Origin of the sequence: Kitasatospora sp. NPDC058162, assembly GCF_042884005.1 — a bacterium.
Classification (GTDB): Bacteria; Actinomycetota; Actinomycetes; order Streptomycetales; family Streptomycetaceae; genus Kitasatospora.
In genome coordinates this window covers 90,454-106,327 of the sequence record NZ_JBHVUS010000001.1, presented here as the reverse complement: position 1 = coordinate 106,327, position 15,874 = coordinate 90,454, and the positions used below count along the sequence as shown (strand labels likewise).

Below are 15,874 nucleotides of genomic sequence, written 5' to 3'. Positions count from 1 at the left end.
CCCGCCCTCGGAGGCGAGTGTTGATGTTCCGTCGCTGGCCGTGCTGAAGGAGGTCTGCACCTCCACTACTGCGGCTGATTGCGGTGAGGGTGGTGCCGGTCCGTGGGCGAAGACCACCACGATCGCACCCGGCGGAACGGCTTACTGGCAGATCACGGTCACGAACAACGGGCCGGTTAACGTCACTGGCGTGACGTTGAGCGATGCGGTCACCCCGTCGTGCGTCACGGCTGCCGGGACGTTCGATCTGGCTGCTGGTGCGTCGAAGCAGGTGTTCTGCAATCTGCCTGGCGTGGCGCAGTCGACGACGAACACGGTCACGGCTTCGTTCCCGGGTCCTGATGGCAAGCCGATTACGACGCCTCCGTCGGAGGCGGGTGTCGATGTTCCGTCGCTGGCTGTGCTGAAGGAGGTCTGCACGTCGGCCAACGCGGGTGATTGTGGTGAGGGTGGTGCTGGTCCGTGGGCGAAGAGCACCACGGTCGCACCGGGTGGGACTGCCTACTGGCGGATCACCGTCACGAACAACGGCCCCATCCGGATCGCCGGGATTACGTTGGCGGATTCTGTCACCCCGTCGTGCGTCACGGCTGCGGGGACGTTCGATCTGGCTGCCGGTTCGTCGAAGCAGGTGTTCTGCAACCTGCCCGGGGTGACGCAGGCGACGACGAACACCGTCACGGCCTCCTTCCCGGGCCCCGATGGGAAGCCGATCACGACGCCTCCGTCCGACGCGCGTGTGGAGGTGAGCGGTACCAACGTCCCGTCGTTGAACGTCGACAAGGAGGTCTGCCAGTCCGAGAAGGCCGGTGATTGCGGCCAGGGCGGGGCCGGGCCTTGGGGCAAGGAGGTGACGCTGCACAAGGGTGGCGCGGCCGAGGAGCCGTGTGCCCCGGACAAGTGCCAGGCGTTCTGGCAGATCACGGTGACGAACACGGGAACGGTGGATCTGACCGGGATCACCTTGACCGACCGTCAGGAGGTGGCCTGCGAGGTGGCGGCCGGGACGTTCGATCTGGCGGCGGGGCAGTCGAGGAAGTTCTACTGCTCCAGCCTGATCAGCGAGGACATGGTCAATACGGTCACGGCCTCCTATGTGCCGCCGAACTCCCCGGCCGGGACCGAGCGGGTGACCACGGCGCCGTCGTCCGCGCTTGCCCGGTGCACGCCGCCGTGCGAGAAGGGCAAGTGCCACGAGCACGAGCATGAGCACGGGCACGAACACGGGCATGGTGGTGGCCACGGCCACGGAGGTGCTGGGCCCCTGCCGGAGACCGGTGCAGCGGTGCTGCCCTATGCCGCCACCGGTGCGGCGCTGGCCGGCCTCGGTGTGCTGCTCACCGTCCTGGTCAGGGCGCGTCGGCGCCGGGCGGGCGGGGTGAGCGAGTGACCATGATCCGGTCGGACCGGCCCTGACGGGCCGAGGGCGGTGGCCCGGGAGGAACCTCTTCCCGGGCCACCGCCCTGTGCTGGGCGTAGTCGTGGGAGGAGTGCTCGATCGTTTCCCGGGTGAAGAGCCCCGTCCCGATGGAGGATCCATGTCGAAGCTGCGCACCACGCTCGCCGCCGCCGTCCTCGGTGCCGCCGTCCTGGCGCCCGCCGTGCCGGCGCAGGCGGCCGGCGGCACGCCCGAGGCGCAGGTGAACACTTTCTTCCGGGAGTACCGCCGGGCCGTCCTCGACACCAAGGACAAGTCGCCCGCCGAGGTCCGCGCCGAGTACCTCACGGCGGAGCTGAACCGGGAGCTGGACGAGTGGGCCCGGGAGCATGACGCGGACCCGGTGTTCCGGGCGCAGAACGTGCCGCTGGACTGGTCCACGCGGTACGAGGGCAGCGGCGGCGGCCGCGCGACGATCGTCCTGACCGAGCGCTGGGGTGGCGGCGCGGCGCAGGACGTCTGGTACTCCGTCGGCCTCGACACCCTCCGCATCAGCGGTCTGGAGGACCCGCCCGGCAGGTGACGGCCCGTCCCGGCGCCTATCCTCGGGGACATGGCCGTTCAGCGCATGGACAACGTCGGCATCGTCATCGAGGACCTCGACGCGGCCATCGCCTTCTTCACCGAACTCGGCATGGAGCTGGAAGGCCGGATGCCGATCGAGGAGCGCTGGGCGGGGACGGTCGCCGGGCTCGACGACATGCGGAGCGAGATCGCGATGCTGCGGGTCCCGGAGGGCCCGGGCCGGATCGAACTGGCGAAGTACCACGCCCCGAGGGCGGTCACCCCCGAGCCGGCGGTCGCCCCGGCGAACACGCTGGGCCTGCACCGCGTCATGTTCGCCGTCGACGACATCGAGGACACCCTCGCCCGCCTCCGCCCGCACGGGGCCGAGCTCGTCGGTGAGGTGGCGCGCTACGAGGACAGCTACCTGCTCTGCTATCTCCGGGGGCCGAGCGGGATCATCGTCGGGCTGGCCGAGCAGCTGGGCTGAGGAGAAGGGAGTCCGCTCACCTCAGGGCCCGGGCGGCGTGTTCGACGTACTCGTGCAGTCCGTAGGCCAGGGCCACGCCGAGCAGGGCCGCAGTCGCGACGGCGGTGAGCAGGGCGAGGGCGGTGCCCGCCCGGTGGCCGGTCGGGCGGGCGGGTTCGGGGCCGAGCAGGGCCCGGACGCGCCGGGGTACGGGACCGGAGTTCACGGACAGCAGCGGGCCCGGGGTGGGGCGGGCGGGCGACGATCCGGCCAGGGCCGCCCGGGCGATGGCGGTGGCGGCGGTGCGCCGGTCGGCGACCGCGTGGGCGGCCCGCTCGTCGGCCCAGCGCTCCAGGTGGTAGTCGAGGTCGGCGCGCAGCCGGTCCAGCGCCGGGTGCACGACGGCGGCGAGGTCGGCCGTGGTCGCGAGCAGGTGGTGGCGCCCGCGCAGGTGGGCGCGCTCGTGGGCGAGGAGCACCGCGCGCTCCGTCGGCTCCAGTGCGGCGAGCATGGCGGCCGAGACGACGACCCGGCCAGGGCGCCCCCGGTGGGCGGGGAGCGCGAAGGCCTCCGGCTCCCGGTCCGCGACCACGAGCAGGTCGCCCTCGCCCGTCGCGTCGCCGACGAGGTCCCAGGTACGGGCGAGGAGCGCGCGGTGCTTCCGCCAACGCAGCGTCAGCCGTACGGCTTGGACGAGCAGCAGCGTCCCGGCGGCGCAGGACACCGGCGCCACGGCGGGCCACCGGGCGAGGACCCGCGACAGCGGCGCCTGCTCCAGGCCCGCCAGGAACGGGACGTGGAAGAGACCGGCGAGGGCCGCGACGGTGCCGCCCGCCAGCAGGACGGCCGCGCCGGCGAGGGTGAACGAGGCCTCGCGCGGCGGGAGCAGCGCGGCCAGCCGGCGGGCCGCGGGCGCCGCGGCCCAGGGGAGCAGCAGGGCGAGGGCGACGAGTACCAGGGCCAGGCTCATGCGCCGTCCATGGTCCTGGCCTTGCTGGCGAGCTCCGAGCCGGGGTCGAGGAGGAGGCGGCGCAGGACGTCTTCGTCGGCCTCGGAGAGGGAGGAGACGAACCGCTTGAGCACCAGGTCGCGCTCGGGTTCCTTCTCCAGCTCCCGGCGCATCCGTCCGGCGGCCAGTCCGGCGGCGTCCTCGACGGGGGCGTAGGCGAAGCTGCGCCCGGGGCGGGTGCGGACCAGGGTGCCCTTCTCGTGCAGGCGCGTGAGGATCGTCGCCACGGTGGTGCGGGCCAGCCCCTGGTTCAGGGTCTCTTTGACCTGTTGGGCGGTCAGCGGCTCGCCGGCCGCCCACAGCACCGCCAGCACGTCCGCGACCAGCTCCCCGTGCGGACGTCTGGCGTTCCGACCGCCACCCAGCATCTCCACTCCCGTCCTCGCGTCCTCGCAGGCTTCCGGCGGGCACACCGGAACGGGCCGGGTGTCCAGCCGAGGTTAGGTGTGCCTCAGCTAACTTTACGGGCCGGTGGCACCACGCCCACGCGCGGGACCGCCGGGACGGGGGGTGTGGCCTCGGGCCACGGTCCCGTCGGGCCGTACTACCCGGGTACCGCGCCGCGGCGCAGGTTCCGTCCCGGGTGCCACGATCCGCGGCTGCGCCGCCGCTAGCGTGGAGAGCAGGACGGCTGGTCGGCTGCCGGGCCGACGCTCCCGCCGAGGCGCGGTGCGGAACTCCCGGCGCCCCGTGGCCGTCCGTGCTCGCGACCGGAACCACCGTCGACGGCATTCGGAGGGCGGCATGAACACCGCGACCTGCCTGACCACGCCCCGCCACACGCCCCGCCAGGCGCCCGCCCGGGCCGCCCGTACACCCGGCGCCGCACCGGCCGCCGAGTGGGCGACGCGCAGTGCGTGGCCGGTCCCGACGCCGCCACCGGCGGCCCGACCCGCCGCGGGCTCGGCGACGCCGGCCACCTGGACCCTGCGGACGCCCGGGTACCCCTGCCCGTGGGCGGCGGGTGCGCCGGTGCCGTGGGCGGCGCCTCCGCTCCTTCCGGCCCTTCCGGCGCGCTGAAGCCCGTCGTCCCGTTTCAGGGAGTGCTGGGGCGGGTCTCGGTCCAGTCGACCATCAGGCGCCGTTCGGCGAAGAACCACCCGTCGGCGCGCTTGACGAACCGGTCCAGGTAGCGGATGGACGCGATCATGATCGTGCGCTCGGTGTCCGCGCCGTAGGAGAGGTGGTGGGCCAGGCAGTAGCTCTCGCCACTCGCGCGGTCGCCGTCCAGGGTCACCGTGCTCTGGCCGTTGAAGTGGGTGGTGGCCCGGTAGGTGTTCAGGTTGTCGAAGACCGGGGCGAGGGCTTCGCGGCCGTGCAGCTCCTGGGTGGGCTCGGGCGCGGTGGCGTCCATGAACACCAGGAAGCGGCTGTCCTCGGTGAACAGCGCCATCTGGCCCTGGGCGTCCCGGCGGTCGGCGCAGTGGGCGTAGGCGTCGATGAGCTCGCGGATGGCGAGCCGGTCGGCGGCCTCGCCGGGTGGGATCGGATCGTGGGCGGACACGGTGACTCCCTCGTGAGGTGTGGGGCACTCACATGACAACACCGGTGGCAGGGCCGCTCAACCGCTGCCGGATCTCCGCGGGCGGGCCGGTCGGGTCCCATGTGTCGGCCTCCACGCGGGGCGCCCCTCAGCGAACCCGGCGGCCCTCCCACAGGATCAGGGCGAGCAGTACCAGGGCTGCCACCGCGAGCGCGGTGGCGCCGCTGCTCCATGCCGCCGCGGGGGTGACGAGTGCGGCGGCGGCGAGCGCGGCCGTGAGCCGGGCCGGGGGCCAGCTGCCCGCGAGGGTGCGGTGGAACCAGGCGAGGCCGAACAGGTAGAGGGAGATGCCGAGCGGCAGCAGCAGGGCGCTGAGGTGGTGGGAGGGGTGGTGGAACGCGTCGATGGCCTTCTCCATCCCGACCGCCGCGACCACGATCCCGAGGATGACCACGTAATAGGCGTAGCCGAAGGAGTAGACGGCGACGCGCGGTCGGCGTCGGGCCGGGACCCGGTCCAGCCGGGCCTCGCTCTCGCGCTCCTCACGGCCGAAGTAGAGCCACCACATCTCGGCGCTCAGCACCAGCGCCAGCAGGGCGCCCACGACGGAGGTCGTCACGCTGTCGCCGCGCGAGGTGGCGGCGCCGACCTCGGTGATCGACTCGCCGAGCACGATGAGGACGGCGAGGCCGTGCCGCTCCACGAAGTGCCCGGCCCCGACCGCGAACTCGCCGCCCCCGCTGACCAGCGGCGTCAACGCCTCCATCGCGGCGGCCAGCGCCCAGAGCCACGGCCGCGCGTGCGGCGGCACCGCCCCCGCGGCCAGCACCACCAGGGCGCTGGCCAGGTTCAGCGGTCCGATGCGCAGGATGCCGCGGTGCCCTGACGTACCGATGAATCCGAGCAGGTGGACCGTCACGACCAGGAGGTACCCGGCGCCGAGGATCAGGGCCCAGGGGCCCGGCCCGGTCGCCTTCGGGACGCTCATCGACATCAGGAAGAACCCCGCCGCGCCGGTCAGCACGAGCAGCCGGGGGCCGGTGCGGTCGAGGTCGAGCGCGTTGGTCAGCCAGGCGTAGCCGGAGTACATCCACCAGATGATCACCAGCAGCACGGCCACCCGGCCCAGGTTCGACAGGGTGGGTGCGGCGGTGAGGATCGAGGCGACCTGGGTGATCGTGAAGACGAAGACCAGGTCGAAGAAGAGTTCCAGCGGGCGGACGGACTCCGCGGCGCCCGGCGTGGCTGTCTCGTCGGCTGCGGTCACGGTCGCGATTGTCGCAGCGCGGCACCGACGCGGCCGCGGCTGACGCCGTGCCGCGCCGCGTGTCGGGGTCGTGCCGCGTGTCGAGGTCGGCGGCGAGGGCGCTACCGGCCGGGGGCGGTCCGCGGCGGGGTGTCCAGCACCCGGAAGGAGATGCCCGCCGCGACCAGTCGGTCGATCAGCGGTCGGCCCATCGCCACGGCGGTGGTCAACTGGCCTGCCAGCGGCGGCAGGTCGTCGTAGGCCAGGCAGAGTGCCGACTCGGCGAGCATCTTCGCGGTCTCCTGGTAGCCGGGATCGCCGCCGGACACCTCGGTGAGGAGGGCCCGGCCGTCCTGGGCCCGGGCGGCGAAGCGGACGGTGAACCAGGAGCGGGCCCGCTGCTCCGGGCCCGGGCCGTCGCCGGGCTTGCGCAGGCGCCCCAAGGTGCGTCGCAGCAGCGGCAGTTGGGCGGCGAGGGCGAGAGCGGCCACGGTGGCGACTCCGCCGAGGGCGACCGGCAGCCGGCGCACCGCCGCGTAGTGGGCGTAGCCGAAGTCCGGGCCGTACGCGTCCAGGGCGGCGGCCGAGCGGGAGACCACCTGCGGGTCGATCGTGGGCATCGGCACGGCCCAGGCGCGGGCCGCCCGGGAGTGGTGCGGGCGGCCGACCGGGGTGCGGACCAGCCGTCCCTTCGGCCGGGGTTCGACCGCGCGGCGCGCCCGGGCGGCCCGGGCCATCGCCCGCGGCCGGGAGAAGGCCGTCAGCGCCGAGGCGAAGGTGCCGCCGGAGACGGTGCCGCCGACGCGGACGAAGCCCTCGACCGAGAGCCGGGCCACCGGGCCGCCGCGGTGCACCAGCTCCTCGACGGCGAACAGCACGCCGAGGTCGTGCGGCACCGAGTCGAAGCCGCAGGCGTGCACCAGTCGGGCGCCGGTGGCCGACGCCCGCTCGTGGTACCGGAGGTACATCCGGTCGACGAACTCCGGCTCGCCGGTGAGGTCCACGTAGTCGGTGCCGGTGTCCGCGCAGGCCGCCACCAGCGGCTCGCCGTGCCGCAGGTACGGGCCGACGGTGGACACCACCACCCGGGCCGAGGCGGCGACCTCGCGCAGCGCCCGGTGGTCCGCGGCGTCGGCCACCAGCAGCGGGAGGTCGGCGCAGCGCGGGTCGATCCGGGCCAGCCCGGCCCGGACGGCGGCGAGCCGGTGCTCGTCCCGCCCGGCGAGCGCCCAGCGGCAGCCCTCGGGCGCGGCCCGGGCCAGGTACTCGGCGGTGAGCCCGCCGGTGAACCCGGTGGCACCGAACAGGACGAGGTCGTACGGGCGGGGCTCGGCCATCAACAGTCCCTACTCGCGGGTAATCGGCGACTGCGCCACGCTAGGAGTCCGACGTGGCACTGTCAACAACGGCGCCGGGCAGGGCGCTCCGGGTCAGAGCACGTCCGCCAGGAACTGCCGCAGCCGTGCGCTCCCGGGTGCGTCGAAGACCGCCCCGGGCGGGCCGGACTCAACCACCACCCCGCCGTCCATGAAGGCGACGGTGTCGGAGACCGAGCGGGCGAAGCCCATCTCGTGGGTGACGACCACCATGGTCATGCCCTCGCGGCCGAGGTCGGCCATCAACGACAGCACGCCCTTGACGAGTTCGGGGTCCAGTGCGGAGGTCGCCTCGTCGAACAGCATCACCCGGGGCTCCATGGCCAGGGCGCGGGCGATCGCCACGCGCTGCTGCTGTCCGCCGGACAGCCGCGCGGGGCGCACGTCGGCCTTGTGCCGCAGCCCGACGAGGTCGAGCTGCCGGAGGGCCGTCTCGGCCGCCTCCTCCTGGGAGAGGCCCCGGAGCTTGCGGAGCGGGAGGGTGAGGTTGCGCAGGACGCTCAGGTGCGGGAAGAGGTTGAACTGCTGGAACACCATGCCGACCTGTCGGCGCAGCAGGTCGGGATCGCGGCGCAGGACGCTCTCGCCGTCCAGCAGGATGTCGCCGCGATCGGGCTCCAGCAGGCGGTTGATCGTGCGCAGCAGCGTGGACTTGCCGGAGCCGGAGGGGCCGATCACGGAGAGGGTGTGTCCCTCGGGGACGTCGAGGTCCACCCCGCGCAGGATCGGGGTGCCGCCCAGGGAGAGGTGGAGGTCGCGGGTCGCCAGGCTGACCGGGGAGAACGGCGTGCCGGTGCGAGGGGCGGTGGCGGTCGTGGAGGTGGCGGTGGGGCGGTGGTCAGGCACGTGCCGCTCCTTCGGGTACGGGGGTGGGTCCGGGGACGGGCGACACCTCGGGGACGGAGGGGGCGGAGGTGCCGGAGGTGTCGGAGGTGCCGGAAGTCGGCTCGCCGCCCTCGCCCCCGTTCCTGGCGTCGCGCCCGTGGCGGAGCCGCCGGTCGATCACGTTGACCAGGTGCGTCAGCGGCACGGTGAGGAGGAGGTAGAACAGGCCGGCGAGCACCAGCGCGGACTCGTTGCCGGTGGTGGCGGCGGAGTCCTGGCCGATCCGGAACAGGTCGCGCTGTTCGGCCGTCAGCCCGAGGAAGTAGATCAGGCTGGAGTCCTTGATCAGCGCGATGAGCTGGTTCACCCAGGCCGGCAGCACCCGCCGGACGCCGAGCGGGACGATGATCAGCCGCATCGCCGCCGCGTACGAGAAGCCGAGCGCCCGCGCCGCCTCGAACTGGCCCGCCTCCACGCTCTGGATCCCGGAGCGGAAGATCTCGCCGAAGTAGGCGGCGGCGATCAGGGACAGCGCGAGGACCCCCAGCGGGTAGGGGTCCGGTCCCCAGATCTCCATCCCCTGCGGGGCCAGCCCCACCCCGATCAGCAGGATGGTGACCGCGGCCGGGAGACCGCGGAACACATCGGTGTAGACGCGGGCCGGCCAGCGCAGCCAGCGGGTCCGGGCGATGCCGGCCACGGCCAGGAGCAGTCCCAGCACGGTGCCGATGACCGCCGAAGTGACCGCGAGGATCAGCGTGTTGGGCACGCCGGTGGTGAGCAGGTCGGAGATCGCGGAACGCATCGATCCCCAGTCGAAGAACGTCTCCGCCAGCGTGCCCAGCTGGTCCACGTCGGCCTCCTTGTCGTCCGATTCGGTGGGTGGGGTGGTGGGGCGGTGGGGTGGCGGGTCAGGGAGTCGCGGACGCGCCGGCCGGTGCCGCCGGGGTCGGGGCCGCCGTGGTCGGTGCGGCGGTGGTCGGGGCCGCGGCCTGCACGGGCGGGTAGGCGACCGAGCCGGTGCCGGGCTTGAAGCCGTCCGGCACCGGGCGGCCCGGGTAGTACTGCTCCTGGAGGCGGGTCCAGGTGCCGTCCGCGATCACCGCGTCAAGTGCCTTGTCCAGTGCGGCCCGCAGCTCGGGGCGGTCCTTGGCGACGGCGAAGGCGGTCGGCGCGGAGCTGAGCTGCTTCTGGGCGAGGACCACCTTGCCGCCGCTGTCCTGGGCGCTCTTCTCGCCGATCTCCGCGGGCGAGATCCAGGCCTCCGCGGTCCCGGCCTTGAGCTGGTTCAGCGCGCCGTTGTAGTCGGGCACGCGCACCGGGTTGAGGTTGTTCTTGGTGGCGTAGTCGTCCTGGACGGTCCCCTGGACGACCACGACGCGCTTGCCGGTGAGCTGGTCGAAGCCGGTGACCGACGAACCGGCGGGGACGTCCAAGCCGAAGTAGCCGAAGTCGTAGCCGTTGGTGAAGGCCACCGTCTTCTTGCGGGCCTCGGTCACGGTGATGGACGAACTGCCCACGTCGAACTTGCGGTTGGCGACCTGCGACAGCAGGGAGGAGAAGTCCGTCGCCGCGAACTCCACCTTGAGGCCGGCCTTGGCGGCGACGGCGGTGAGCAGGTCGTTGTCGAAGCCGGTGAACTTGCCGTCCTTGAGGTACACGTTCGGCGGCGCGTCCGAGAGGGTGCCGACGCGTATCGTCCCCGGAACGGACAACTGGTACGGATTGTCGGCGGACTTCGCCGACGAGGAGGTGCCGCCGCAGGCGGTGAGCGAGGCCAGGGAGGCGAGAACGGCGAGGGTGGTGACGAGAACCCGGCGCGGGCCCATGGAGGCTCCAGACATGGTGATGGTGAAGGGAGGCGCGGCCGTCCGGCCGGTCGGCCGGTCCGAGGCATGCGGGGACCGGGATCGGGGCACGGCGGCGCACGGCCGTAGGGATCGCTACGGCCGCGGAGGAGGACAGGCGGAAAGGGCGGGAAGAAAGCGAAGAGGGAGGCAGGCGCCCGGCGTCAGAGCCGAAAAAGGGCGTGCGTCAGCAGCTGGGGCGACAGCTCATCGCCGTCACACGGCGCAGGTCGATGTACCTGCGCGAAACGAGGTATCCAGCCATGCGGGCACTATGCGTGGTGATCATCGGCGGAGTCAAATCGTCCGCATGACCCCGGCGGCCGGGGCGCGGGCGGCGGCCTCACAGCTCGCGGATCACGCGCCTGGTCAGTGCGTACCCGAACGCGCCCGTCAGGCAGAGCCCGGTCGTCGCGAACACCGCCCGGCTCCCGAAGGCGTCCACCGCCGCGCCGGCCGCGATCACCGAGAGCGGGAAGACCCCCAGCCCGCAGAAGGTGATGGCCGCCATGACCCGGGCCAGCAGCGCGGGCGGGGTGCTCTTCTGCACGCCGGTGACGACCAGGACGTTGGTCACCGTGCTGGCACCGCCGGCCAGGCAGAGCAGCAGCACGGCGCCGACCAGGCCGGTGAACGGCACCAGACCGATCGCCGCGCCCATCACCAGGCCGGAGAGCATCGCCGTGCGCCCGCGCGAGCGCAGGTCGGTGAGGCCGGCCGCGAACAGGCCGCCGACCAGCGCACCGCCGGTGAAGGCGGCCAGCAGCACGCCCAGTCCGACGGCGCCCGCGGCGAAGCCGTGGGTGGCCAGGGTCGGCAGGGCGACCCGGGTGGCGCCGCCCACCGTCAGGTTCGCGATCACCGTCACCGTCAGCACCGCGCGCAGCAGCGGCGAATCCCGCAGCAGGGCACGGAAGTTCCGCGGCACGGAGGCGCGTTCGGAGATCGGGCCGGGTGGGGCGACCGGGCTGCCGCGACCGATCAGCAGCAGCGTCACCGCCGACACGGCGAAGGTCGCCGCATCCAGGCCCAGTGCGACGGCCGGGTTCAGCCAGGCGACCAGCGGGCCGGCCAGTGCCGGACCGAGCAGACCGGCGCCGAAGGTGACCGTACTGTTCAGCGCGTTGCCCGCGTGCAGGTCCTCGGCGGGCAGCAGGGTCGGGGTGATCGCCCAGGCGGCAGGGAGGAACACCCCCGCTCCGAGGCCGACCAGCAGCGCGAGTCCGCCGATCAGCCAGAAGTCCGCCGTCCCGCTCGCGGCGACCGCGCACAGCCCGGCGGTGGCGAGCAGCCGGCCGAGGTCGGCGGACAGCATCACCCGCCGGGCGCCGAACCGGTCGGCGAGCATCCCGCCGAGCGGGGTGGCGGCCAGGCGTCCCGCGCCGTAGGCGGCGACCACCAGGCTCAACTGGCGGGCGCCTCCGGCGAGGGAGTAGACCAGCAGCGGCAGGGCGACCACCTGGAACGCGTTGCCGAACTCCGAGGTGGCCTGCCCGATCACCAGCAGCCGGAAGCCGCGGGCGCGCAGGGGTGCGACGCCGAATCGGGGGCGGAAGCGCAACAGCCTTGCTGTGCGGGCGGTTTCAGCGTTGCCTGTTCCCGCGTTGCCCGTCCCCGTGTCGTCCGTTCCCGCGCGGCTAGCCATCGAGTGAGACCGGCAGCGACTCCAGGCCGCGCAGCATGATCGTGTTGCGCCAGGGAAGGGTCTCCTCGGCGGCGGCCAGCTCGATCCGGGGGAAGCGCTCCAGCAGGCCGGTCAGCGCGACCTCGCTCTCCAGCTTGCCGAGGAAGGAGCCGAGGCACCGGTGCAGGCCCTGTCCGAAGGCCAGGTGGCCCGGATCGCCGCGGTCCAGGATCAGCCGGTCGGGGTCGGTGAAGCGGGCCGGGTCCCGATTGGCCGCGCCGAGCGAGAGCAGCACCAGTTCGTCCGCCGGGATCTCCACGTCGTCGACCATCACGTCGGCCTTGGTGAAGCGCAGCGTGGCCATGCTCACCGGGGACTCGTAGCGCAGGAACTCGTCGATCGCGACCGGCATCGCCGCCGGGTTGGCGCGCAACCAGGCGAGCTGGTCGGGGTGGTGGAGCAGCGCCAGGACGGCGGTGCCGAGGAGGTTGACGGTGGTCTCGTGACCGCCGATCAGCAGCAGGAAGACCATCGAGAAGACTTCCTGCTCGGTGAGTTCACCGGCGTCACGGGCCTGCACCAGGTCGGTCAGGATGTCCGTGCTCGGTGCCGCCCGCCGGGCCGTCATCAACTCCCGCAGGTAGTCGTTCAGTTCGGCGATTGCCTGATGGAACGTCAGATCGCCGCCCTGGGTGAGGATCGCCGTCGACCAGGCCCGGAAGGACTGCATGTCCTCCGGGGGGAAGCCCAGCAGCTCGCAGATGATCATGATCGGCAGCGGGAAGGCGAAGTCCGTGACCAGGTCGGCGGACTCCCGCCCGCGCAGCCCGTCCAGCAGGCCGCCGGCGATGCGCTCGACCAGCGGTCGCATCAGGTCGACCCGCCGGCGGGTGAAGACGCCCTGGATCAGCCGGCGCAGCCGGGTGTGGTCCGGCGGGTCGCTGTTGAGCATGTGGACGACCTCCGAGCCCAGCGTCAGGCCGGCGCCCCGCCCGCTCGCGATGGCCTGGCTGCGGCGGACGTCCTGCCCGAAGCGCGGGTCCGTCAGTGCGGCCCGGACGTCCTGGTAGCGCGTCACCAGGTAGACCGGCAGGCCCTCGCCGAACTCCACGGCGGAGACCGCGCCGGCCTCCCGGATCCGGGCGAGCGTGGGGTAGGGGTCGCGGATGAAGGCGGACATCCGCGCGGCGGAGTCGTCGACCGCGGTGCTCATGAATCTCTCCTCGGGCTCGAAATCTCCGCGGCTCCGCGGCAAGGGGGCTGCGGGGCTGGACCGCCAGCTAGACCGTCAGCGACGGGAACGGCCAGCGGCGCACCCGCATGGGCAGGAACCACGCCCGGCCGGCCTGTTCGGCGATCAGCCCGGCGTCGGCGAAGTCCCGGTGGACGGCGTCCGGCAGCAGGCCGACCTCGACGCCCTCGGCCAGTGCCTCCACCTGGGCCAGGTGGTCCGGCTCGTCGATGGTGAACAGCTCCAGGGTCCCGAACCGGCGGTCGCGCACCTCGACGAAGCCGGGGCCGCGCCGGAAGACGCACTTGCTCGGGAAGTACGCGGCACGCCAGTCGTCGGCGACGTCTTGCGGGGCTCCGGTCAACTGCGCGGGCGGGTACAGGTGGTTGAACCGGCGCTGCGCCGCGCAGCCGTCCGTGCAGACCGCCTCCCAGAGCACGGCCAGGCCCTGCCCGGTCGCCTCGCGCAGCAGCATCAGCGCCCGCGCGGAGGCCGCCGGCGCGTCCGCGCAGAGCCGCACCGGCTCGGTCAGCCGCAGGCAGCGCACCCCGGCCCCGTGCAGCTCGGTGACCTCCGCCCGCGCCGGGCCGGACAGGGTGCGGCGGCCGAGCGCGAAGCCCGGCAAGTCCCGTGCGACGGGGTCGTAGTCGAGCCAGAGCTCGGCCTCCGGAGCGGCCGCGCGCCAGGCGGCGGCGCCGTGCCCCCCGGTCCGTTCAGCCGGTCGTGACGGCATCGAGCACCTCCTCGGCGCGCGGACGGGCGGCGGCGGGGCCGTGCCGGTGCCGCATCCGCATCAGCACCTGGTTGTCGGACTCGACGGCGACCTGGAGGAAGCCGTCCCCGTCGTGGAACAGCAGGCCCAGCGCGGTGAAACGCTCCAGCACCGGCTCGACTGCCGCCGCGCCGCCGGGGACCTTGGCGGCCAGCACGGCGGCCGAGCGGGGCTGGGCCAGCAGCCGGAAGACGGCGAGCTCCACCGGATCGGCCAGCTCGACCGCCCGCCAGTCGCACCCGGGGCGGGTGTTGACCAGCGTGATCCGGCCGCCGGCGTCGCGGTAGCTGAGCCGGCTGTCGGGGAACCGCTCGAGCCAGGTGTCCACCGCCGCGCTCAGCCGCTCCGCGAGGCCGCCGTCGATCCCGCGCGGCGGCGCGGTGAACACGTAGGCCAGTTCGGCGAGTTCGCTTTCCGGCAGGCGGTAGGTCGCGCGGTACTGGAAGGCCGGCCGGGTGATCGCGAAGCCCAGCTCGGGGCGGTCGAAGTACGGGCTGAAGCGCTCGATCGCGATCCGTCCCGCTCCGATCGGCGGGTCCAGGTGGTGCAGCACGGGCAGTTGGCGGATCACCGACTCGTAGTCGGCCGGCTGCTCGCCGGGGAAGCCGTAGAGGTAGTTCCAGGTCACCGAGACCCCGGCGCTCTGCGCGTCCCGCAGCGCGCGGACGTTCTGGCAGCCCGTCACCCCCTTGTCCATGATCCGCAGGACCCGGGTGCTCAGGCTCTCGATGCCGGGCTGCACCTGGGCCGCGCCCGAGTCGCCGAGCAGCTGGAACTGGTGGCGGCGCAGGTTGGCCTTGATCTCGAAGTGCAGCCGCAGGTCGACCGGGAGTTCGGCGAGCGACCTCAGGACGGTGTCGAAGTAGCCCATGTCCAGGATGTTGTCGACCACGTAGACGTCCAACAGCCGGTGGCGCTCCACGAGTTCGAGCACCTCGGCGAGGAAGTCCGCCGGCGGTTTGGAGCGGAACTCCATCGAGGACCCGTTCAGCCCGCAGAAGGTGCAGTGGTGCTTCTCGCCCCACCAGCAGCCCCGGGAGCCCTCGAGGACCAGCTTGGGATCGACCCAGCCGGCCGCGACGGAGGCGTCGAGCCGCTCGAAGAAGCCGTCGTAGCGGGGCCTCAGGATCGCGGCGGGCGGCAGCGGACGCCGCGCCATCGCGTTGGCCGTCGAGGTGCCGGAGTCGTCGCGCCAGCACAGTCCGGGGACGGCGGAGAGGTCGCCGCCCGCCAGGAGCGCGGGGAAGGCGGCCTCGCCCTCCCCGCGCACCACGTAGTCCAGGAAGGGGAAGTTGCGGTGCAGCGCGGCGCCCTGCGGGCCGTCGCAGTTCGCGCCGCCGAACACCGTGCGGACCTGCGGGCAGCGCTGTTTGAGCAGTCGCGCAGCGGCGAGGCTCGCGGTGTTCTGCTGGAAGGTGGTGGTGAAGCCGACCAAGTCCGGTGGATCGGCGGCGAGTTCCTCGACCAGCCGGGCGATGAAGGCGGGGGCGATGGCGCGGACGGCCCGGGTCAGGGCGATCTCCCGCTCGCTCGCGCCGTTGGCGGCGAGGTACTCGAAGTAGCTCGCGAAATCGGCGTCGCAGGCACTGCCGTGAGCGCCGTCGCCGTCGCCGTCGTGATCAACGCCGTCGTCGCCGTACAGGGCTCCGGCGAACGCCCAGTCGCCCGCGCCCTGGAAGTAGGACTTCTCGGCGAAGTACTGGTAGTCGTCCGCGCCGAAGCCCGCAGTCTCGGCCGCCCAGTCCACGAAGTCCAGGTTGGCGTACCGGACTTCGACCCGGTGGCCGGCCCGTGCGGCGGCCGTGTGCAGGATCCCGAGCGCCAGCGACGGTACGTCGATCGCGCCCCACGGCATGTGGAGGAGGACGATACGCATGATGGCCACTTCTGTCGGTCGTCGGCGTTCGATGGGTCGGTGTTCGGTGGGGTGTCGCGCCGGGGGCCCCCGGGCGCCCCCGAGCGACCCGGGGGGACATGGCCGTGGGTCGGTCGCGTATAAACAAAAGACCCAGCCCCCGATTTATGGAGTGTATATCAAGGGGGTGGCCGG

At 73.2% G+C, this 15,874-nt stretch carries 14 protein-coding genes and 1 pseudogene; 3 read left to right on the top strand and 12 right to left on the bottom strand.

Going from position 1 to position 15,874, the window contains the following annotated elements; genetic code table 11:
- The 3 genes and pseudogenes from ACFVXG_RS00430 to ACFVXG_RS00420 all read left to right on the top strand — a co-directional run.
- A pseudogene (locus tag ACFVXG_RS00430) lies at positions 1 to 1,390 on the top strand (hypothetical protein); the annotation flags it as partial.
- 148 nt (positions 1,391 to 1,538) lie between these two features.
- Positions 1,539 to 1,961, top strand: coding sequence for a hypothetical protein (locus ACFVXG_RS00425; protein ID WP_387922842.1), 423 nt, complete (start codon positions 1,539 to 1,541; stop codon positions 1,959 to 1,961).
- 30 nt (positions 1,962 to 1,991) lie between these two features.
- On the top strand, positions 1,992 to 2,432 hold the full coding sequence (locus tag ACFVXG_RS00420; RefSeq protein ID WP_387922840.1) for a VOC family protein: 441 nt from the start codon (positions 1,992 to 1,994) through the stop codon (positions 2,430 to 2,432).
- Between the two features lie 16 nt (positions 2,433 to 2,448).
- On the opposite strand, the gene ACFVXG_RS00415 is transcribed toward ACFVXG_RS00420, so the two are convergent.
- The 12 genes from ACFVXG_RS00415 to ACFVXG_RS00360 all read right to left on the bottom strand — a co-directional run bounded on the left by ACFVXG_RS00415 (position 2,449) and on the right by ACFVXG_RS00360 (position 15,700).
- On the bottom strand, positions 2,449 to 3,381 hold the full coding sequence (locus ACFVXG_RS00415; protein WP_387922838.1) for a M56 family metallopeptidase: 933 nt from the start codon (positions 3,379 to 3,381) through the stop codon (positions 2,449 to 2,451).
- On the bottom strand, positions 3,378 to 3,788 hold the full coding sequence (locus tag ACFVXG_RS00410) for a BlaI/MecI/CopY family transcriptional regulator (RefSeq protein ID WP_387923837.1): 411 nt from the start codon (positions 3,786 to 3,788) through the stop codon (positions 3,378 to 3,380). Before ACFVXG_RS00410 ends, ACFVXG_RS00415 begins: the two co-directional genes overlap by 4 nt.
- Before the next feature lie 668 nt (positions 3,789 to 4,456).
- On the bottom strand, positions 4,457 to 4,924 hold the full coding sequence (locus ACFVXG_RS00405) for a nuclear transport factor 2 family protein (RefSeq protein WP_387922836.1): 468 nt from the start codon (positions 4,922 to 4,924) through the stop codon (positions 4,457 to 4,459).
- Between the two features lie 127 nt (positions 4,925 to 5,051).
- The gene (locus tag ACFVXG_RS00400) at positions 5,052 to 6,170 is read right to left on the bottom strand and encodes a low temperature requirement protein A (RefSeq protein WP_387922834.1); all 1,119 of its coding nucleotides are present in this window, start codon (positions 6,168 to 6,170) and stop codon (positions 5,052 to 5,054) included.
- 101 nt (positions 6,171 to 6,271) lie between these two features.
- A complete protein-coding gene (locus ACFVXG_RS00395; RefSeq protein ID WP_387922832.1) occupies positions 6,272 to 7,486 on the bottom strand; it encodes a saccharopine dehydrogenase family protein in 1,215 nt (404 codons plus the stop codon).
- 93 nt (positions 7,487 to 7,579) lie between these two features.
- Complete coding sequence (locus tag ACFVXG_RS00390; protein WP_387922830.1) at positions 7,580 to 8,371, bottom strand: amino acid ABC transporter ATP-binding protein; 792 nt, start codon at positions 8,369 to 8,371, stop codon at positions 7,580 to 7,582.
- Positions 8,364 to 9,203: an amino acid ABC transporter permease gene (locus ACFVXG_RS00385; RefSeq protein ID WP_387922828.1), complete on the bottom strand. Its 840-nt coding sequence runs from the start codon at positions 9,201 to 9,203 to the stop codon at positions 8,364 to 8,366. Before ACFVXG_RS00385 ends, ACFVXG_RS00390 begins: the two co-directional genes overlap by 8 nt.
- Positions 9,204 to 9,261: 58 nt before the next feature.
- Complete coding sequence (locus tag ACFVXG_RS00380) at positions 9,262 to 10,194, bottom strand: ABC transporter substrate-binding protein (RefSeq protein WP_387922826.1); 933 nt, start codon at positions 10,192 to 10,194, stop codon at positions 9,262 to 9,264.
- A 346-nt stretch (positions 10,195 to 10,540) separates the two neighbouring features.
- Complete coding sequence (locus ACFVXG_RS00375; protein WP_387922824.1) at positions 10,541 to 11,758, bottom strand: MFS transporter; 1,218 nt, start codon at positions 11,756 to 11,758, stop codon at positions 10,541 to 10,543.
- Between the two features lie 76 nt (positions 11,759 to 11,834).
- Positions 11,835 to 13,034, bottom strand: coding sequence for a cytochrome P450 (locus ACFVXG_RS00370; protein WP_387922822.1), 1,200 nt, complete (start codon positions 13,032 to 13,034; stop codon positions 11,835 to 11,837).
- A 67-nt stretch (positions 13,035 to 13,101) separates the two neighbouring features.
- Positions 13,102 to 13,785 carry a DUF5825 family protein gene (locus ACFVXG_RS00365; RefSeq protein WP_387922820.1) on the bottom strand — a complete coding sequence of 228 codons (684 nt, stop codon included), beginning with the start codon at positions 13,783 to 13,785 and terminating at the stop codon, positions 13,102 to 13,104.
- Positions 13,766 to 15,700 (bottom strand): RiPP maturation radical SAM C-methyltransferase, encoded by a 1,935-nt coding sequence (locus ACFVXG_RS00360; RefSeq protein WP_387922818.1) that lies wholly within the window; start codon positions 15,698 to 15,700, stop codon positions 13,766 to 13,768. The genes ACFVXG_RS00365 and ACFVXG_RS00360 overlap by 20 nt, the downstream gene beginning before the upstream one ends.
- Between the last annotated feature and the right edge of the window lie 174 nt (positions 15,701 to 15,874).